General features: G+C 61.7%; 13 protein-coding genes. 9 read left to right on the top strand and 4 right to left on the bottom strand.

Annotated features, from left to right (window positions below; genetic code table 11):
* Positions 1 to 164 precede the first annotated feature (164 nt).
* Positions 165 to 2603: a Lon protease family protein gene (locus AC19YX_RS29195; RefSeq protein ID WP_078471753.1), complete on the bottom strand. Its 2439-nt coding sequence runs from the start codon at positions 2601 to 2603 to the stop codon at positions 165 to 167.
* Positions 2604 to 2879: 276 nt separating this feature from the next.
* Between AC19YX_RS29195 and AC19YX_RS29200 the strand changes: the two genes are divergently transcribed.
* The 4 genes from AC19YX_RS29200 to AC19YX_RS29215 all read left to right on the top strand — a co-directional run bounded on the left by AC19YX_RS29200 (position 2880) and on the right by AC19YX_RS29215 (position 6484).
* Positions 2880 to 3368 (top strand): DUF3015 domain-containing protein, encoded by a 489-nt coding sequence (locus AC19YX_RS29200; protein WP_078471752.1) that lies wholly within the window; start codon positions 2880 to 2882, stop codon positions 3366 to 3368.
* 94 nt (positions 3369 to 3462) lie between these two features.
* Positions 3463 to 5316 (top strand): Lnb N-terminal periplasmic domain-containing protein, encoded by a 1854-nt coding sequence (locus tag AC19YX_RS29205; RefSeq protein WP_078471751.1) that lies wholly within the window; start codon positions 3463 to 3465, stop codon positions 5314 to 5316.
* A 245-nt stretch (positions 5317 to 5561) separates the two neighbouring features.
* The gene (locus tag AC19YX_RS29210) at positions 5562 to 5918 is read left to right on the top strand and encodes a hypothetical protein (protein WP_078471750.1); all 357 of its coding nucleotides are present in this window, start codon (positions 5562 to 5564) and stop codon (positions 5916 to 5918) included.
* A 71-nt stretch (positions 5919 to 5989) separates the two neighbouring features.
* Entirely contained in the window at positions 5990 to 6484 is a 495-nt protein-coding gene (locus tag AC19YX_RS29215) for a GreA/GreB family elongation factor (RefSeq protein WP_078471749.1), read from the top strand.
* A 6-nt stretch (positions 6485 to 6490) separates the two neighbouring features.
* Here the strand turns inward: AC19YX_RS29215 and gdhA are convergent, their stop codons facing one another.
* Together gdhA and ettA are read right to left on the bottom strand one after the other, a co-directional pair.
* Entirely contained in the window at positions 6491 to 7828 is a 1338-nt protein-coding gene (gene gdhA / locus AC19YX_RS29220) for an NADP-specific glutamate dehydrogenase (RefSeq protein WP_078471748.1), read from the bottom strand.
* 312 nt (positions 7829 to 8140) lie between these two features.
* Complete coding sequence (gene ettA / locus AC19YX_RS29225) at positions 8141 to 9805, bottom strand: energy-dependent translational throttle protein EttA (RefSeq protein ID WP_020296430.1); 1665 nt, start codon at positions 9803 to 9805, stop codon at positions 8141 to 8143.
* A 282-nt stretch (positions 9806 to 10087) separates the two neighbouring features.
* Here ettA and AC19YX_RS29230 point away from each other — a divergent pair, with 282 nt between their 5' ends.
* The 5 genes from AC19YX_RS29230 (at position 10088) to AC19YX_RS29250 (ending at position 18532) form a co-directional block, all read left to right on the top strand.
* A complete protein-coding gene (locus AC19YX_RS29230; RefSeq protein WP_500607642.1) occupies positions 10088 to 13936 on the top strand; it encodes a sensor domain-containing protein in 3849 nt (1282 codons plus the stop codon).
* 172 nt (positions 13937 to 14108) lie between these two features.
* The gene (glyA, locus tag AC19YX_RS29235; protein ID WP_201128075.1) at positions 14109 to 15362 is read left to right on the top strand and encodes a serine hydroxymethyltransferase; all 1254 of its coding nucleotides are present in this window, start codon (positions 14109 to 14111) and stop codon (positions 15360 to 15362) included.
* A gap of 325 nt (positions 15363 to 15687) precedes the next feature.
* A complete protein-coding gene (locus AC19YX_RS29240; protein WP_421549000.1) occupies positions 15688 to 17001 on the top strand; it encodes a C4-dicarboxylate transporter DctA in 1314 nt (437 codons plus the stop codon).
* Positions 17002 to 17082: 81 nt separating this feature from the next.
* Positions 17083 to 17787: a FadR/GntR family transcriptional regulator gene (locus AC19YX_RS29245; RefSeq protein WP_078471744.1), complete on the top strand. Its 705-nt coding sequence runs from the start codon at positions 17083 to 17085 to the stop codon at positions 17785 to 17787.
* A 46-nt stretch (positions 17788 to 17833) separates the two neighbouring features.
* Positions 17834 to 18532 (top strand): GntR family transcriptional regulator, encoded by a 699-nt coding sequence (locus AC19YX_RS29250; protein WP_500607643.1) that lies wholly within the window; start codon positions 17834 to 17836, stop codon positions 18530 to 18532.
* A gap of 69 nt (positions 18533 to 18601) precedes the next feature.
* On the opposite strand, the gene yjiA is transcribed toward AC19YX_RS29250, so the two are convergent.
* Positions 18602 to 19573, bottom strand: a complete 972-nt coding sequence (yjiA, locus tag AC19YX_RS29255; protein ID WP_500607644.1) for a GTPase — start codon at positions 19571 to 19573, stop codon at positions 18602 to 18604.
* Between the last annotated feature and the right edge of the window lie 71 nt (positions 19574 to 19644).

Here is a 19644-nt window from a genome sequence, read left to right on the forward strand (position 1 = left end):
TTGCGATCCAGTGACGACTGTCGTTCTCCTTGCCCTGAGAATAGAGGAAAAGCCCGATAAGCAAAGTTGACCGGATAAACAGGCGCCGAATGGTCTGTTGGCGAAAGTTGACGCCAGCCGACTGACGCTGCGACGCGGGACAAAGCCCGCGACGCAGGTCTGGGTCAGACCGGTTTGGCTTCAGCCAGCGCCTGTTGCGCCAGCTCTTTTTCGGCTTCCTTGAGGTCTTCTTCGCTGATCATTTCCGCGATCACCCGCAAGCGCTCCACCACCCGCGCGTTGACGCTGCCTTCCGGGAACTGCCCATCTGCATCCGGCTCGCCGGCAGGCTCGCCGACCAACAGGCTCAACGCCTCGTCGGCCTGGCGCACCGCATACACATGAAACTGCCCGGCACGCACCGCTTGCAGCACTTTCTCATCCAGCATCAGGGTCGCGACGTTGGCCTGAGGAATAATGGCGCCCTGCTCCCCGGTCAAGCCGCGCGCCTCGCAGAGACGGAAGAAGCCTTCGATCTTCTCGTTGACCCCGCCCACCGCCTGCACTTCGCCAAACTGGTTGATCGAGCCGGTAATGGCGAAGCATTGCTTGAGCGGCGTCTTGGACAGCGCCGAGATCAGCGTGCAAGCCTCGCCCAGGGACGCGCTGTCGCCATCGACGTAACCGTAGGACTGCTCCAGGGCAATACTGGCGGAGATCGCCAGGGGGAATTCCTGGGCATAACGACTGCCCAGGTAACCGGTGAGGATCATCACCCCCTTGGAGTGGATCGGCTGCCCGAGGTTAACCTCGCGCTCGATGTCGACGATACCGCTGCCGCCCGGATAGACCGTCGCCGAAATCCGCGCGGGAACCCCGAACGCCGAATCGCCCACTTCCAGCACCGTCAGCCCGTTGCACTTGCCGACAGCGGCACCGTCGGTATCGATCAGGATGATCCCGGCCAGCATGTCATCGAGAATCCGCGCCGACACTCGGCCGGTGCGAGTGGCCTTGGCCTTGAGGGCGCGTTCGATATGCCCGGCATCGGTCATTTCATCGGCGGCCAGGTGGCGAATGAAGTCGGCCTCGCTGACCAGCTGGAACAGATCGCCAATGCGCGCCGACAAACGCCCCTGGTGCTCGGCCAGGCGTGCGCTGTAAGTCGCCAGGCGCGCCACCGCATCGGCAGTCAGCGGCGCCATGCCTTCTTCCGAGGTACGGGTCTTGAGCAACTGGGCGAACTGCTCAAGGCTCTCGTCGACCATCGGGATGTCTTCGTCGAAGTCCACCAGCACCCGGAACATCTCCTGGAAGTCCGGATCCAGGTCCTGCAGCGTGTAGTACAGCTGCCGCGCACCGATGATGATGACCTTGACCTGCAGCGGGATCACTTGTGGTGTCAGGGTCACCGTGGCCAGGCGCCCGAGCTCGCCCAATGGCGACTCCATCTTCAGCTTGCGCGATTGCAGGGCACGCTTGAGGGCATCCCAGACGAAGGGCTCGCTGAGCATCTTCTCGGCTTCAAGAATCAGGAAACCACCGTTAGCCCGGTGCAAGGCGCCCGGCCGCAGTTGACGGTAAGTGGTGTAAAGCGCGCCCTGGTCGGTGCTGTACTCGATCCGGCCAAACAGGTTGTCATAGGTCGGATGCGGCTCGAACACCACCGGTGCGCCACCGCTGGCCGGGTGACCGACCACCAGGCTCGGGCAGTACTGTTCTTCCAGGAGCTTGCGGGCCACGGCGTCGGTCTTGCTGTCGTCGACCAGTTGCTCGACCACGGTTTTCAGCAGGTAAACCTGCATGGCTTGCAGGTACCCGCAGACCGCTGCGTTTTCCGCGTACTTTTCCGACAGTGGCGCCAGCAAAGGTTGCAGGGCCAGGGTGATGGTTTCTTCGTTGAGCTGGCGCAACTGGTTGCTCGACTCGCGCTTCCATTGCGGCAGGCTCGCCAACTCTTCGTTGAGGCGTTCTTCCAGCGCTGAAATGTCCTCGTGGAAACGCTCGCGCTCAGCCTCGGGCAACTGGGCGAATTCCGCTTCGTCCAACGCCTTGCCCTCGCTCATCGGGGTAAAGGCGATGTTGCTGCTGTCGCGGTACAGCGCGACTTCCTTTTCCAGGGCCAGGCGTTCGATCACATCCAGAGCGCGGTCGTAGCGTTGGTTGAACGCACGGTCGATGGCGCTTTTCTTCTGTTGGTAGGACGGGTGTTCGAACACTGCCGGAAAGGTCGACAGCAGGTTGTCGATCAAACCGTTGATGTCGCCGATGAACGCACCGGCAGTGCCCGACGGCAATTCCAGGGCGCGGGGCTCGCGCGGCTCATCGAAATTATTGACGTAGACCCAGTCCGCCGGGGTCTGCAGGCGCTTGCCTTCAGCCTTCAGGTAGCGTTTGACGAAAGAAAACCGGCCAGTGCCGGGCTCACCCATGACAAACACGTTGTAACCGGGGCGTGGCATGGCCACACCAAATTGCAGCGCTTCAACAGCACGTTCCTGGCCAAGCACACCGCGAAAGGGCTCCAGATCATTGGTGGTCGAGAAGCTGAACTGTTCAGCGGAAAACGGACGGGTCAGCGCTTCGGGCGCTAGACGCAAGCTGGCAGCAACAGGATCAGGCATCGGGCTTCCTTACATCAGGCGGGGCAGATGGCGGCATTCTGGCGCCGGGTATACCCGGCTGGCAAGGCGCGCCTCAGGCGAAAGCATAGACAAACGTAAAAGCCTGGGTGAACGGGAAAAAAACCTTCATATGCATGAATGTTTTGTAAAAAGTAACGGAACCCTTGGAACCTGCCTAAACTCCAAACTGCGCGGCTGGACTAATAACCGGCCCACTGGCGCAGAAATGGGCCAGACCCCCTTGTCCATTGGTTTGCACACAAAGAGAACAAAGCTATGAAACGGATTCTTCTCGGTACTCTCTTCACCGCTGTTTCCATCAATGCCATGGCTCAGGCGCCAGGCGGTCCGGATTGCGGCTGGGGCAACATGCTGTTCGAAGGTCAGCGTGGGACCCCAGCACACTTCCTGGCATCCACCACCAACGGCACTTCCGGTAACGCCACGTTCGGTATGACGTCCGGTACCAACGGTTGCTCGACCAACGCCGCGCTGACGTATGGCGGTAAATCCTGGATTGCCATGAATGGCATGATGAACGAACTGTCCGAAGACATGGCAAAAGGCCAAGGCGAAGCCCTGACCACTTACGCTGTGGTACTGGGTGTCGCTCCGGAAGATCGCGCGCACTTCGCCGCAGTCACCCACGAGCACTTCCAGCAGATCTTCAGCAAAGCTGACGTGACGGCGGACGATGTGCACACCAATACCCTGGCCGTGCTGAAAAGCGACACGCGCCTGGCTAAATACGCTACCCCGGCTTAAGCTCGCAACGCCCGCTCCCTCTGGGGGCGGGCTTTTTATTTTTTCGACCTAACCCCCTTTGGGTCTTTGTTTTTTTCGACTTAAGTTGCCCACCATGCTCAAACGCCTTGCCTATCTGGCGCTGTGTGCCTGCGCCCCGCTGTACGCCGCGCCTCATATCGACAATCAACGTTTGCAGCAACTGGCCAATGATCCGTTCTGGATCTCCCTGGGGCACTACGAGAGTGGCAAGCTCGGCGGCTGGCGCAGCTATGTCAGCGACCAGAAGTTCTTTCTCGCCGCCGATGGCGCGCACCATCCCGATGCAGAACTCAAGGCCACCCTCGAGGCGATCTACGCCCCCGCGAGCGCCGGCGAGAAACACGCCCAATGCGTTTATCCGGCCCGCACCCGCTGGCTCAAGGCGCAGCTCAAGCTGGACGATCTGCCGGCGGTGGACTGCAGCGAGTTCAAGCAGTGGTTCAAGGATGTCGCGCCCCACAGCGCGGTGATGATCTTCCCGGCGGCCTACCTCAATAGCCCATCCTCGATGTTCGGCCACACCCTGCTGCGCATCGACCAGGCCGACGTGCAAAGCAACAACACGGCCCTGCTCAGCTACGCGATCAACTTCGGGGCCTATATCGAAGGCTCGGACAACAGCATCCTCTACGCCTGGAAAGGCCTGATGGGCGGCTATCCAGGCCTGTTCGCCCTGGTCCCCTACCAGGAGAAACTCTCGGAATACCGCAGCCTGGAAAACCGCGACCTATGGGAATACCGGCTGAACCTGACCCAGGTCGAGACCGAGCGCATGGTCGAGCATGTCTGGGAGCTGAAGCAGATCCAGTTCGATTACTTTTTCTTCGACGAAAACTGCTCCTATCGCCTGCTGGAATTGCTGCAGGTGGCGCGCCCCGGCCTGAAACTGACCGAGCAGTTCCCCCTGACCGCGATCCCTACCGATACGGTCAAGGCGGTGAAAGAAGCCGGGCTGGTGGAGAAGATCGACTATCGCCCGTCCCGCGAGCGTGAGTTGCTGAGCCGCGCGCAACCGCTGTCGGGTGCCGAGCAGGATTGGGTGCTCAAGGTCAGTGCCAATCAGAAGCAACTGCAGGACCCAGCCTTCAAGGCCCAACCACGGGACCGCCAGGCCCTGATCATCGACGCGGCCTACCGCCTGGAGCGCTACCGCGCCAACGGCCAGGAGCGCGACCCACAGCGTTCACAACGCAGCTTCGAGCTGTTGCGGGCGATCAATCAGAACCCGGCGCCGGAGCTTGAGATCGAGCGGCCGGGGCTGCCGGAAGATGGCCACGAGTCGCGCACCTGGCAGGCCGGCATCGGCACCCGGGGCGACCAGGCGTTTGGCGAGTATGGCCTGCGCATGGCCTACCACGATCTGAATGACAACGCCGAAGGCTTCCCCCTGGGCGCACAGATCGAAATCCTGCAGATGAAGCTGCGCCAGTACGAAGGCAATCACTGGCAACTGCAGCAACTGGATCTTGCGACCATCCGCTCCCTGACCCCGCGCAACGAGTTGCTGCAACCCTGGTCGTGGCAGGTCACCGGCGGCCTGGAGCGAGTGCCCGGCAAGCATGACGATGAAACCCTGGTCAGCCACGTCAATGGCGGTGCCGGCGGCACCTGGCAACTGGGCGAAAACACCCTGGGCTTTGCCCTGGGCACCGTTCGCATCGAACACAACAACGACTTCGCTGGCTTTATCGCCCCCGCGGCCGGGTTCAACTCCGGGCTCCTGTGGAAAAACCCGCTGGGCAACTTCAGCGTCGAGGCCAAGGGCGACTACTTCACCAACGGCGAAGTGCGCCGCAGCTTGAGCCTCAACCAGCAATGGGAACTGTCACGCAACCTCGGCCTGCGCCTGAGTGCCCAGCGCGAATTCAGCCAGCTGGCCACACCGGTCAACGAAGTGATGCTGGAACTCAAGTGGTATCACTACTAAGAAGCTCCCAATCCGCCTGCACCAACACGGCGCCTGGAAGACCCAGCGCAGCCTGGCGGCAGCGGCTACAGCTCCTCCTGTAACCGCTGCCGCCAAGCTGCGCTGGCATCAATCACGCCGATAACCTCCCTGACACTCCACAGCACCTACCCACGGCAACCCCAAACAAACCGCTCACCTGTTTTTCACAAGGCCGCGACGAAAGCGCTTCTAAACTTCACTCATCAAGCGTCCAGGAGTCGCAGATGAAGCGTTTTGGTTGGGCAGCCGTCTTGTTGTTGCTGATCAGTGGGTGCGAGTCGACCCACGAGCATTTGCTGGCCCTGGGTTACCCGCCGGCCTTCGCCGACGGTTTCGATGACGGGTGCATCAGCGGTCGCCAGGCCGCCGGGTCGATCAGTGGCGAGTTCCGCAAAAACGTCCCGCGCTATCTCAAGGACCCGCAATACGCCGAAGGCTGGAGCGATGGCTTCCGCCAATGCCAGGCCATGCTCGAAAACCAGGACCGCACCGATTACCGGGATCGCCATTGGGATGAGCGCGAGCGCGCCTGGCAGCAAGAGAAGGATCAAGGCGCGGCGCGGGCCTATCGTTCGCAATAGGTCGCTTTCGGACATTGCCCGAAACTAAAAGGCTGCGACCATGGCCCAACCTCCATCAAGGGAGAAATGCCATGAGCCGTGCCTTCGTCAATGAAGATCAGGCCGCCGCACAGGCCGACCAGCCGGTCGAACGCCTCGTCAGCGCCCAACCCAACTACGTCACCCCGACCGGCCTGGCCCAGTTGCAGGCCAAAGTCGCGCAGCTGCACAGCCAGCACAGCGAACAAGCGAGCCTGGGCGACCAGGCGGACCCACAGCGTCAAGCTGATATCGAACGTGACCTGCGGTATTTCCAGCAACGCCTGCAAAGCGCCCAGGTGGTGACCCAGGCCACTTCCACCACCAAGGTGCAGATAGGCAGCCGCGTGACCTTCGCCGATGAACAGGGCAGCGAGCAGCAGGTGCAACTGGTGGGGGAAGACCAGGCCGATGCCGCCCATGGCCTGGTCAACTGGGGCTCGCCCCTGGGTCGCGCGCTACTGGGCGCGCAACCGGGGGATGAGGTGCTGTGGCATCGGCCGGCAGGCGATCAGACGATCGAGATCATCCGCATCGAACCGGCCTGAAGCGCCTCAGACCACGCCCTGGGCCAACATGGCATCGGCAACCTTGACGAAGCCGGCGATGTTCGCGCCCTTGACGTAGTTGATCCGACCGTTCTCTTCGCCGTAATGCACGCAGGCATGGTGGATCGATTGCATGATGTTGTGCAGCTTGCTGTCCACTTCGCCAGCAGTCCACAGCAGACGCATGGCGTTCTGCGACATCTCCAGCCCGCTCACCGCCACGCCGCCGGCGTTCGACGCCTTGCCCGGGGCGAACAGGATATTGGCGTCGATAAAGATATCCACAGCCTCCAGGGTGGTCGGCATGTTCGCGCCTTCGGCCACGCAGATGCAGCCCTGACGCAGCAGGGTGCGAGCAGCGTCGGCGTCCAGTTCGTTCTGGGTCGCGCAGGGCAATGCGATATCGCACGCCAGGGACCAAGGGCTCTGGCCAGCGCGGAACTCCAGGCCAAACTGCTCGGCCAGCTCGCTGATGCGCCCGCGCTTGACGTTTTTCAGCTCCAGCACCGCCAGCCATTGCTCTTCGCTGAGGCCGGACTCGCAATACAGCGTGCCCTCGGAGTCGGACAGGGAAATCACCTTGCCCCCCAGGTCCATGACTTTGCGCGCCGCGTACTGCGCCACGTTGCCCGAACCGGATATCGCCACGCGCTTGCCTTCGACCCGGTCGCCACGGCGCTTGAGCATCTCTTCGGCAAAGTACACGCAGCCGAAACCGGTGGCCTCGGGACGAATCAGGCTGCCGCCGTAGCTCATGCCCTTGCCGGTCAGGACCGAGGTGAACTGGTTGCTCAGGCGCTTGTACTGCCCGAACAGGAAGCCGATTTCCCGGGCGCCGACGCCGATATCGCCCGCGGGCACGTCCACATCTGCACCGATATGACGATACAGCTCGCTCATGAACGCTTGGCAGAAGCGCATGACTTCAGCGTCGCTCTTGCCCTTGGGGTTGAAGTCCGAACCGCCTTTGCCGCCGCCCATGGGCAGTGAGGTCAGGGAATTCTTGAAGGTCTGTTCGAAGGCGAGGAATTTAAGCACCCCCAGATTGACCGAAGGGTGGAAGCGCAAACCGCCCTTGTAGGGACCGATGGCGCTGTTCATCTGGATGCGGAAACCGCGGTTGACCCGGACCTTGCCCTGATCGTCGACCCACGACACACGGAACACCACCGCACGCTCCGGCTCGCAGATGCGTTCGAGAATACCCGAGGTCAGGTAATGGGGATTGGCTTCCAGAAAAGGCCACAGGCTGCGTAGTACCTCTTCCACCGCCTGGTGGAATTCAGGCTGGTCTGGATCGCGTTTTTTCAGGCGGGCAAGGAAGTCTTCGACGGATTCGATCATGGAAAAGTCTCGGCAAATTTATTGTCGTTAACGGAGATTTGCCCGGGACTTTAGCAATTCGATTCGCACCGCGACAGCGCAAAATGTCGCAGTTATGAATTTAAATGGTGCATTAGATATAAATCAGCCCCTGAAAAGCCGATTTTTGTGCACCGAAACGAGGATCAACATTAACCCGATCGCCCGATTCCGGTCACCTCTGAAACCGCTCGCCGATTGAGCAGTTCCCCTTGTTCAACTTCCCCTCTGGCAACAATCGCCAGGCAAAAAAAACGGAGCCCGAAGGCTCCGCTTTTGTTCCAACCGACCCGATCAGGCCAGTTTTTTGTGCCGTACGCGATGCGGCTGGGCAGCCGCTTCGCCAAGGCGCTTCTTGCGATCGGCTTCGTACTCGGTGTAGTTGCCTTCGAAGAACACCGCTTGCGAGTCGTCTTCGTACGCCAGGATGTGGGTCGCGACGCGGTCAAGGAACCACCGATCGTGAGAGATCACAATGGCGGCGCCCGGGAAGTCCAGCAGGGCTTCTTCCAGGGAACGCAGGGTTTCAACGTCGAGGTCGTTGGACGGTTCGTCGAGCAGCAGGACGTTGCCGCCCTCCTTCAGGGTCAGGGCCAGGTGCAAGCGACCGCGCTCACCACCGGACAGGTCCTTGACGAACTTCTGCTGATCGCCGCCCTTGAAGTTGAAACGACCGACGTAGGTACGGGACGGAATCTCGTAGTTGCCGATGCGGATCTGGTCGGAACCGTCGGAGATCTGCTGGAAAACAGTCTTGCTGCCATCCAGGTCGTCGCGGCTCTGATCCACGCAAGCCAGCTGCACGGTTTCGCCGACTTCGATGCTGCCCGAATCCGGTTGTTCCTTGCCCATCAGCATGCGGAACAGGGTGGATTTACCTGCACCGTTACCGCCGATCACGCCGACGATGGCACCTTTAGGCATGCTGAACGACAGGTTGTCGATCAGGACGCGATCGCCATAGCCCTTGGTGACGTTCTTGAATTCGATGACCTTGTCACCCAGGCGCGGACCGGCCGGGATGTAGATCTCGTTGGTCTCGCTGCGCTTCTGGAATTCCTGGGACTGCATTTCCTCGAAGCGTTGCAGACGAGCCTTGGATTTGGACTGGCGGGCCTTGGCGCCTTTGCGCACCCACTCCAGTTCTTCCTTCATGGCTTTTTCGTGAGCCGACTGCTGCTTGGATTCGGCAGCCAGACGGTCGGACTTGGCTTCGAGCCAACCCGAGTAGTTGCCTTCATAAGGAATGCCGGCGCCACGGTCGAGCTCCAGAATCCAGCCAGCAACGTTGTCCAAGAAGTAACGGTCGTGCGTAATCGCGACCACAGTGCCCGGGAAGTCGTGGAGGAAGTGTTCCAGCCAGGCGACGGAATCGGCGTCCAAGTGGTTGGTCGGTTCGTCGAGCAGCAGCATGTCCGGGGCCGACAGCAGCAGGCGGCACAGGGCCACACGACGCTTCTCGCCACCTGACAGGTGTTCGACCTTGGCGTCCCAGGCCGGCAGGCGCAGCGCATCGGCGGCGACTTCCAGCTGGCGCTCCAGGTTATGACCATCGCTGGCTTGGAGGATGGCTTCGAGCTTGGCCTGTTCGGCGGCCAGCTTGTCGAAGTCGGCATCCGGGTCGGCGTAGGCGGCATACACCTCGTCAAGGCGCGCCTGGGCGTCCTTGATCACGCTGACCGCTTCCTCGACCACTTCACGCACGGTCTTGGTCGGGTCCAGCTGTGGCTCTTGCGGCAGGTAGCCGATGTTCAGGTCTGGCATCGGGCGTGCTTCACCGTCGAACTCGGTGTCAACGCCGGCCATGATTTTCAACAGGGTGGATTTACCCGAACCGTTGAGGCCCAGTACGCCGATCTTGGCGCCGGGGAAGAATGACAGCGAAATGTTTTTGAGGATTTCCCGCTTCGGCGGAACAACTTTTCCCAGCCGATGCATGGTGAAGACGTATTGAGCCATGGTGAACCTAGCGTCAGTGACTGATGAATAGATCGGGCAGAGCCCGGGCCAGGCCATGCGCGGCACGGGCGTTGATCGTGATCAATACCCGCGAGCGGTAAATGCCTGATTGTCTGGAGCTGGAACGCTCCCGCGTAACCGGCAAAGCTACCTCAACGGATGACTAAGGTCCAGCCAGGCGGGGCTGGCACTTTGCCACAACTCAAGGCATGCTAGCCGCCCTTCGGGCGTCCGGCTTATAGTGCACGTCGCGCCAGTCCAGCCAAACCGCAGGATCACAGCTTGTCCAATGTCATTCCGCCATCTTCCGTGCGCGCAATCGCCTCTGCGCCCGGCTCTCCCCTGCGCGGCACCCTGAAGGGGGGATTGGCAACGCTGGTACTGCTTCTGCTCGCCCTGCTGTTTTGGCAGTTGCTCGACCAACTGCAGCAAACCCGTAAAGACCAGCACCAACATGCCATCGACTACAGCGCCGATCTGGCTGATCACCTCAGCCTGAACCTGGCGCTGAACGCGCAGATTGCCCTCAACCTGCTACCGATCGTCGAACAGCCCCACGACACCGAGCAACAGCAGCAACTGCTGAAAAGACTCCAGTTGTCCCTGCCGGATGTTCGCAGCGTCGCCCTGCTCGATGCCCAGGGCCAAGTGCTGAGTGACAGCGCCACCGACAGCCAGGATGCGGCCTGGCTGGCGAAACTGGTCGAGCGCAGCCACGCCCAGCGCTACTTCTTCGGCAACGGCCCGGAGGGTTCGGTGGTGTATCTGTTACTGCACCAGCCCAGCGGCGCGGTTAAGGGCTACTGGGTATTGCGGGTGGCCCCGAGCTTCTTCCAGACCCTGACCCGGCACAGCGATGAAAGCTTCCGCCCGGTGTGGGTGGTGCAAAACCGCCTGACCCAGCAAGTCATCAGCCGCGATGAAAGCAGCAGCGCCACACCCGGCCAGCTTTCGCCCGATGAAATGGCCAACACCGTGCTGGTCACGCCCCTGGGCAATAGCGATTGGCAATTGCGCGGCCTGTTCGATGAGCGCGCGGTCATCGAGCAACTGTTGCCGGCCTTTATCGGCAAATGCCTGCTGGGCCTGGCTTTCTCGTTGATTCCGGTGATCGCCCTGCTGAACATGCGCCGGCGCCAGCGCCAATTGCACGAAGGTCGGCGCCGCTACCAGGATATTTTCGAAGGCACCGGCGTGGCCTTGTGCGTGCTGGATATCTCCGGCCTCCCGATTCTGCTCGACAAGCTGCAACTGCGCACCAGCGAGCAGCTCAGGCACTGGCTGCAACAGAGCTCCGAGCAGCGCCTGCAACTGTTGCAGGAACTGCGCATTACCGAAGTCAACCAGGTCGCCCTGCGCCTGCTGAATGTCGACGCCTGCGAAAGCGCCTGGAAACTGCTGATCGACGGCTGCCCGCTCAACGGCAACGCCATCGGCATTCAACTGCTGGATGCCGTGCTCACCCGCCAAAAGCAGCTGGAGCTGGAAATCAAGCTCAGCGATGCCCAGGGCAAGGACCAGCATCTGTGGCTGGTGCTGCGCCTGCCGGAAGACCCGAGCGATTACCGCGCGGTGATCCTCAGCATCAGTGACATCACCAGCCGCAAGCTGATCGAACTGTCGCTGCTGGAGCGTGAAGGTTTCTGGTCGGACGTGGTGCGCACCGTGCCCGATCACCTGTATGTGCAGGACGTGATCAGCCAGCGCATGATTTTCAGCAACCATCACCTGGGGCAGACCCTGGGCTACAACAAGACCGAACTGCACCAGATGGGCGAGTACTTCTGGGAGATCCTGCTGCACCCGGAAGACGCCGACCTCTACCACCGCCTGCGCCAGGAGCAGCGGCATTCGGGTTATGCCCAGCTGTTGCAATGCCAACTGCGCTTTCGCCACCGCAGCGACCAATGGCGGCGTTTCGAGATCCGCGAACAGGCGCTGGCCCGGGATCGGCACGACCAGGTCACGCGGATCATCGGCGTGGCCAAGGACATCACCGACCAGATCGAGGCCAGCGAATCCCTGCGCGACAGCGAGCAACGCTACCGGATGCTCGCCGAAAGCATCAGCGACGTGATTTTCTCCACCGACAGCAAGCTGTCGTTGAACTACGTGAGCCCGTCGGTGCTGGCGGTGCTGGGTTATGGAGTGGACTGGATCTTCCAGAACGGCTGGCAATCGACCATCGCCAACCCGCAGCAACTGACCGGCATCTATGCCCTGATGGACCGGGTCAGCAAGGCCCTGGACAAACCCGAGCAACTGGCGCAGTTGCGCAGCCAGGTGCAGACCCAGTTGTTCCTGTTCGATTGCCTGCGCGCCGACGGCCGCAAGATTCCCATCGAGCTGCGCCTGGTGCTGGTGTGGGACGAGCACGGGGCGTTCGAAGGCGTGCTCGGCGTCGGCCGCGACATCAGCCAGCAACGCCGTGCGGAAAAAGACCTGCGCATGGCTGCCACGGTTTTCGAACACTCGACCTCGGCGATCCTGATCACCGACCCGGCCGGCTATATCGTGCAGGCCAACGAGGCCTTCAGCCGGGTCAGCGGTTACGCGGTGTCCCAGGTACTCGACCAGCTGCCGAACATGCTGACCGTCGACGAACAGCAGGAAGCCCACCTGCGCTATGTGCTCAAGCAACTGCACCAGCACAGTACCTGGGAAGGCGAAGTCTGGCTCAAGCGGCGCAATGGCGAGCATTATCCGGCCTGGGTCGGGATTACCGCGGTGCTGGATGACGAAGGCGACCTGGCCAGCTACGTGTGCTTCTTCAGTGACATCAGCGAGCGCAAGGCCAGCGAGCAGCGGATCCACCGCCTGGCCTACTACGACGCCCTGACCCACTTGCCCAACCGCACCCTGTTCCAGGACCGCCTGCACACCGCTCTGCAATCGGCGGAACGGCAGAAGTCCTGGGTGGTGCTGATGTTCCTCGACCTCGACCGCTTCAAGCCGATCAACGACTCCCTGGGTCATGCCGCAGGCGATCGCATGCTCAAGGAAATGGCCACGCGCCTGCTGGGCTGCGTCGACGATGACGACACCGTGGCGCGCATGGGCGGCGATGAGTTCACCCTGCTCCTGCAGCCTCGCGCCAGCCGTGAAATGGCGCTGAACCGGGCGATCCACGTCGCCGAGCAGATTCTCGCCAGCCTGGTCAAACCCTTTGTGCTCGAGGGCCGCGAGTTCTTTGTCACCGCCAGTATCGGCATCGCCCTGAGCCCGCAGGACGGTAATGAACTGAGCCAGTTGATGAAGAACGCCGACACCGCGATGTACCACGCCAAGGAACGCGGCAAGAACAACTTCCAGTTCTACCAGGCGGACATGAACGCCAGCGCCCTGGAGCGCCTGGAGCTGGAAAGCGACCTGCGCCACGCCCTGGAGCAGGAAGAATTCGTCCTTTACTACCAGCCGCAATTCAGCGGTGACGGCAAGCGCCTGACCGGGGCCGAGGCCCTGCTGCGCTGGCGGCATCCGCGGCGCGGGCTGGTGCCGCCGGGGGACTTCATCCCGGTACTCGAAGAACTCGGATTGGTGGTAGATGTCGGTGACTGGGTGATCAGCGAGGCCTGTCGCCAGCTCAAATCCTGGCACCAGGCCAAGGTCCGGGTGCCGAAAGTCTCGGTGAACATCTCGGCGCGGCAGTTCTCCGACGGCCAGCTGGGCACGCGGATCGCCACCATCCTCAAGGAAACCGGCCTGCCGCCGGCGTGCCTGGAGCTGGAACTGACCGAAAGTATCCTGATGCGCGAAGTCAGCGAGGCCATGCAGATTCTCGCCGGCCTGAAAAACCTGGGGCTGAGCATCGCCGTCGATGACTTCGGCACCGGCTACTCATCGCTGAACTACCTCAAGCAGTTCCCGATCGACGTGCTGAAAATCGACCGAACCTTCGTCGATGGCCTGCCGTCCGGCGAGCAGGACGCGCAAATCGCCCGCGCCATCATTGCCATGGCCCACAGCCTGAACCTGGCGGTGATCGCCGAGGGTGTGGAAACCCACGAACAGCTGGATTTCCTGCGTGAACACGGTTGCGACGAGGTCCAGGGCTATCTGTTCGGCCGCCCGATGCCGGCCAATCGCTTCGAAGCCCAGTTCAGCAACGACGCACTCTTCATGTTCGACTAGAAGCCGCGGCAAGCTTCAAGCGACAAGCTGCAAGAGAAAAACGACCCGTTTGCCGCTTGCAGCTCGTCACTTGAACGCTGCTTCTGTGCGACATGATGTCCTTTCATATGCCATCTAAAACCCATTGGGTTAGAATGCCTCCCTTTTCTGCCCCCGATCCTTGAGGACCGCCATGTTCAGCCGTGATTTGACTATTGCCAAGTACGACGCCGATCTCTTTGCCGCCATGGAGCAAGAAGCTCAGCGCCAGGAAGAGCACATTGAGCTGATCGCTTCGGAAAACTACACCAGCCCAGCGGTGATGGAAGCTCAAGGCTCGGTATTGACCAACAAATACGCCGAAGGCTACCCAGGCAAGCGTTACTACGGCGGCTGCGAATACGTCGACGTGGTTGAGCAACTGGCCATCGACCGCGCCAAAGAGCTGTTCGGCGCCGATTACGCCAACGTCCAGCCCCACGCCGGCTCCCAAGCCAACAGCGCGGTATACCTGGCCCTGCTGTCGGCTGGCGATACCATCCTGGGCATGAGCCTGGCCCACGGCGGTCACCTGACCCACGGCGCCAGCGTTTCCTCCTCCGGCAAGCTGTACAACGCCATTCAATACGGCATCGACGCCAACGGCCTGATCGACTACGACGAAGTCGAGCGCCTGGCGGTCGAGCACAAGCCGAAAATGATCGTGGCCGGTTTCTCTGCCTACTCGCAGATCCTGGACTTCCCGCGCTTCCGCGAAATCGCCGACAAGGTCGGTGCGTACCTGTTCGTGGACATGGCTCACGTAGCCGGTCTGGTCGCCGCTGGCGTCTACCCGAACCCGGTGCCATTCGCCGATGTGGTCACCACCACGACCCACAAGACCCTGCGCGGTCCACGTGGCGGTCTGATCCTGGCTCGCGCCAACGCCGACATCGAGAAGAAGCTGAACTCCGCCGTATTCCCGGGCGCCCAGGGCGGCCCGCTGGAACACGTGATCGCCGCAAAGGCCATCTGCTTCAAGGAAGCCCTGCAGCCTGAGTTCAAGACCTACCAGGAACAAGTGATCAAGAACGCCAAGGCCATGGCCGGCGTGTTCATCGAGCGCGGTTTCGACGTGGTTTCCGGCGGTACTGAAAACCACCTGTTCCTGCTGTCGCTGATCAAGCAGGAAATCTCCGGTAAGGACGCTGACGCCGCTCTGGGCAAAGCCTTCATCACCGTGAACAAGAACTCGGTACCGAACGACCCACGTTCCCCGTTCGTCACTTCCGGCCTGCGCTTCGGCACTCCAGCCGTGACCACTCGCGGCTTCAAGGAAGCCGAGTGCAAGGAACTGGCTGGCTGGATCTGCGACATCCTGGCTGATCTGAATAACGAAGCGGTGATCGACGCCGTTCGCGAGAAGGTCAAGGCCATCTGCAAGAAGCTGCCGGTATACGGCGCTTAATAGCCCGCATAACGCAGTAGAAAAGCCCGGCCCTGGTGCCGGGCTTTTTTGTGCGTGGGGGTTTTGTGTGCCAGATAAAACCAGCGCAGGCCCTCCTCCCCACAAACACCCCAGGCACACCGTCCCCCTTAAAACCCCCGACTGTCTGAGTAACACCACTGGTCAGACCGGTCATGCCAATTTCCGACATCCCCCTTGTAAACCCATAAAATCCGAGCGTAGACTGCGCCTGCACTGGACATACCGGTAAGACCACAATAATTAAGTCCTGGATCCGCAAGCGCTCACGCGCACGGCAGACAGGACACCGATCAGGATCCTCCTCATGCTCAGATGGTGCTCGCGTTCAATTTTCCTCCAGGTTGTTCTCGGACTGATGCTCGGCGTCGTTTGCGGACTCACCCTTCCCGAATTCTCCTCACAACTCAAACCGCTGGGCGATGGCTTTATCAAGCTGATCAAGATGCTGATCGGCCTGATCGTGTTCTGCGTGGTGGTCAGCGGCATTTCCGGTGCCGGCGACCTGAAAAAGGTCGGGCGTATCGGCCTCAAATCAGTCATCTACTTCGAAATCCTCACCACCATTGCCCTGGTGATCGGCCTGGTCATGGCCTTCAGCACCGGCATTGGCAGCGGCGCCAACATCCATCTGGATCAGCTGTCCAGCGCCGACATGGGTGACATCGCCCAACGCGGCCAGCACATGCAGGGCACCGCGCAGTTCCTGATGAACCTGATCCCGACCTCGGTGATCGGTGCCTTCGCTGACAACAACATCCTCCAGGTCCTGCTGTTTTCCGTGCTCTTCGGCAGCGCCCTGAACCTGGTGGGTGAAGCCGCCTCCGGCATCTCGCGGCTGATCAACGAACTCAGCCACGTGATCTTCCGCATCATGGGCATGATCGTGCGCCTGGCGCCGATCGGCGTGTTTGGCGCCATCGCCTTCACCACCAGCAAGTACGGCGTGGATTCGCTGCAGCACCTGGGCAGCCTGGTGGGGCTGTTCTACCTGACCTGTTTCGCGTTCGTCGCAGTGATCCTGGGCCTGGTGATGCGCCTGTCGGGCCTGCGCATGCTGCCGTTCCTCAAGTACCTGCGTGAAGAACTGCTGATCGTGCTCGGCACCGCCTCATCCGACGCCGTGCTGCCGCAGATCATGCGCAAGCTCGAACACCTGGGGATCGGCAGCTCCACGGTGGGCCTGGTGATCCCCACCGGCTACTCGTTCAACCTCGATGGGTTTTCCATCTACCTGACCCTGGCCATCGTGTTTATCGCCAACGCCACGGGTACGCCGCTGTCGATGTCGGACTTGCTGACCATTCTCCTGGTGTCCCTGATTACCTCCAAAGGTGCCCACGGCATACCCGGCTCGGCGCTGGTGATTCTGGCCGCGACCCTGACTGCGATCCCGGCGATTCCGGTGGTCGGCCTGGTCCTGGTGTTGGCGGTGGACTGGTTCATGGGCATCGGTCGCGCCCTGACCAACCTGATCGGCAACTGCGTGGCCACCGTGGCCATCGCCCGCTGGGAAAAAGACATCGACCTGCAGCGCGCCAACAAGGTCTTGAGCGGCCAGCAGGGTTACGGCTTCCAGCCGCGTAAACCGGCAGCGTCCGCCCATCAGCAGGAGTTCTAGGCAACACTTGTGCCTGCCGACGGCAGGCACAACAATCAGCGCCCGCCGATGGCGGCGTTACCGATACCCATGGAGTGCACAGTGATCAGCTCGTCGACGGTGGTAAATTCAGTGGTGGAAAAACTGCGGGCAGCCTTGGCCCGTGGCCAATGGCGCTGCGGCGACATGCTGCCCGGGCAACGCGAGTTGGCCGAACAACTGGGCATCAGTCGTCCAAGCCTGCGCGAAGCGGTGATCGTCCTGGAAACCCTGGGGCTGGTGCGCTCCCTGCCCGGCAAGGGCGTGCTGGTGCTCGAAGCCACCCTCGGCGAATCATCGATCAGCACCAGCAGCGTCGCCGGTGCCAGCCTGGAAGACGTGCTGCAACTGCGCTACACCCTTGAGCCCTTTATCGTCGGCCTGGTGGCCCAGTCCATCAGCAGCAAGGAAGTCGGGCAATTGCGCCTGACCCTGATGGACATGCGCGAAGCCCTCGACGCCAATGACAGCGAAGCCGGGATGAACGCCTACATCGCCTTCCATGAAGAGCTGTTCGCCCTGACCTCCAACCCGATCTTCCAGAACGTGGTGCAACAGACCAGCAACGCGCTGAAACAGAGCGCGGACATCCTGCGCAACTCGCCGGAACACCTGGCCGAGCGCCTGCAGGAAAACGAAGCGGTGGTGCGGGCCATCCGCAACAAGAACAGCGCGCTGGCCAGCGCCGAGATGCGCAAGCATATCCTCCAGGAAGGCCAGCGCATGGGCATCGAACTGAACATCCCGGATGACAACCTGGGTCACTGACCCGATGTAGACCACTTCATATCGGCAACCGGACTGGAGACAGGCCATGGCCAGCTGCGCCTTGAACAATCATGCATTCATCCCCAGCGGCGCCCTGCCCCGCCTGGGCCGGGGCCAGAGAAAGCTGCTGGTCGACGATGTCTATCCACAGATTTTTGAAGCCATTCTCGAACAGCGCATCACCCCCGGCAGCCGCGTCACCGAAGAAAGCCTCGGTCTGGCCTTTGGGGTGAGCCGCAGCATCATTCGCCAGGTATTGGCCCGCCTGTCCCATCAACAGGTGATCATCCTGCGCCCCAACCACCGGCCACAGGTGGCGGCGCCGGACATCGAGCAGACCCGGCAGATCCTGCATGCCCGACGCCTGACCGAAATCACCCTGGTGCGCCTGGCCTGCCAGCAACCACGACCCCGGCACTTGCTGCCCCTGCGCCAACTGATTGCCCGCGAACGCGAGGCCATCGAACGGGATCAGCGCGGGCCGGCCATTCGCCTGTCCGGCGAGTTCCACCTGCAATTGGCCGAGGTGGCGGGCAACGGGCCGCTGGCGCATTTTCTGGCCAGCCTGGTGCCGCTGACGTCCCTGGCCATCGCCCACCATGAATCCCGGGCCTGCAACTACTGCGCCTGGCAGGAACACTCGGCGATTGTCGATGCCTTGGAAACCGGGGATGCCCAGGCAGCGGAGGTTTTGATGAACCAGCACCTGGACCATCTGGAAACCAGGCTGCTGGGCGCACGTTAAGCCCGGCTCGGGCCGGCCGGCTGCCGCACGCCTGTGCGGTGGCCGGGCCTGTCCACAGAGGGGTGGGCCTTAGCTCGCAGCCACTCGTGCAAATCCTGCACGAATCTTTTCTTCCGGCAGGTCGTCGGCGATAAACACAATCACGCTTTCCCGGGCTTCGCCTTCGGCCCATTCGGTGTCCCAATCGAAGCCGTAGAGTTTGAGCACGCCCTGGAACACCATGCGCCGCGGTTCGCCGGCGATATTGAGCACGCCTTTGTAGCGCAGCAATTGCTTGCCGTGATCTTCCAGCAGCTCGTTCATGAACTCGCTGAGTTTTTCGATATCCAGCGGCTGGTCGGTGCGCAGCACCAGGCTGGAGATACGATCGATGGAAGGCGCCTTGCTCACCGGACGCAAGCTGACGCCGCCGCCCAGGTCGGCATTGAGGTTGAACCCGCGCACATCCAGCAGCTCGGCCAGGTCGATCTGGCCGTGCTCCACCACGCGAATCGGCGCCCGGCGGTTGATCCGGGTCAGGCGTTCGCTGAGGGCGTTGAAGGTTGCTTCATCCACCAGATCGCGCTTGCTCACCAGCAGCCGGTCGGCAAAGCCGATCTGGGCCTGGGCGACGGTCTGGGTCAGGTGGTGCTCGGCATGCGCGGCGTCCACCAGGGTGATGATGCCGTCGAGGATGTAGCGCTCGCGCAGCTCTTCATCGATAAAAAAGGTCTGGGCCACGGGCGCCGGATCGGCCAGCCCGGTGCACTCGATCACCAGGCGGTCGAAGGCGATTTCACCGCTGTCCAGTCGCTCCAGCAGCAGGTACAGCGCCTTGGTCAGGTCGGTGTGGATGGTGCAGCAGACGCAGCCGTTGGACAGGGTCATGACTTGCACCGGCTCGGCCCCCAACAGTTGGGTGTCGATACCGGCGTCGCTGAATTCGTTCTCGATCACGGCGATTTTCAGGCCGTGCTCGGCTTTGAGCAGGTGCCTCAGCAGCGTGGTCTTGCCCGCGCCAAGAAAGCCGCTGAGGACGGTGACGGGGATGGGTGCTGACAAAACGAAGATCTCCCTTGGGCTGAAAAAACTGTAGGAGCCCAGCCCGCCGGCGAGGTCAATTCAGACCTCGC

This window comes from Pseudomonas sp. MF09150 (assembly GCF_059862355.1).

Coding starts and splice junctions, on each gene's coding strand:
- AC19YX_RS29195 (WP_078471753.1), bottom strand. CDS start 2,603: ATGCCTGATCCTGTTGCTGCCAGCTTGCGTCTAGCGCCCGAAGCGCTG.
- AC19YX_RS29200 (WP_078471752.1), top strand. CDS start 2,880: ATGAAACGGATTCTTCTCGGTACTCTCTTCACCGCTGTTTCCATCAAT.
- AC19YX_RS29205 (WP_078471751.1), top strand. CDS start 3,463: ATGCTCAAACGCCTTGCCTATCTGGCGCTGTGTGCCTGCGCCCCGCTG.
- AC19YX_RS29210 (WP_078471750.1), top strand. CDS start 5,562: ATGAAGCGTTTTGGTTGGGCAGCCGTCTTGTTGTTGCTGATCAGTGGG.
- AC19YX_RS29215 (WP_078471749.1), top strand. CDS start 5,990: ATGAGCCGTGCCTTCGTCAATGAAGATCAGGCCGCCGCACAGGCCGAC.
- gdhA (WP_078471748.1), bottom strand. CDS start 7,828: ATGATCGAATCCGTCGAAGACTTCCTTGCCCGCCTGAAAAAACGCGAT.
- ettA (WP_020296430.1), bottom strand. CDS start 9,805: ATGGCTCAATACGTCTTCACCATGCATCGGCTGGGAAAAGTTGTTCCG.
- glyA (WP_201128075.1), top strand. CDS start 14,109: ATGTTCAGCCGTGATTTGACTATTGCCAAGTACGACGCCGATCTCTTT.
- AC19YX_RS29240 (WP_421549000.1), top strand. CDS start 15,688: ATGCTCAGATGGTGCTCGCGTTCAATTTTCCTCCAGGTTGTTCTCGGA.
- AC19YX_RS29250 (WP_500607643.1), top strand. CDS start 17,834: ATGGCCAGCTGCGCCTTGAACAATCATGCATTCATCCCCAGCGGCGCC.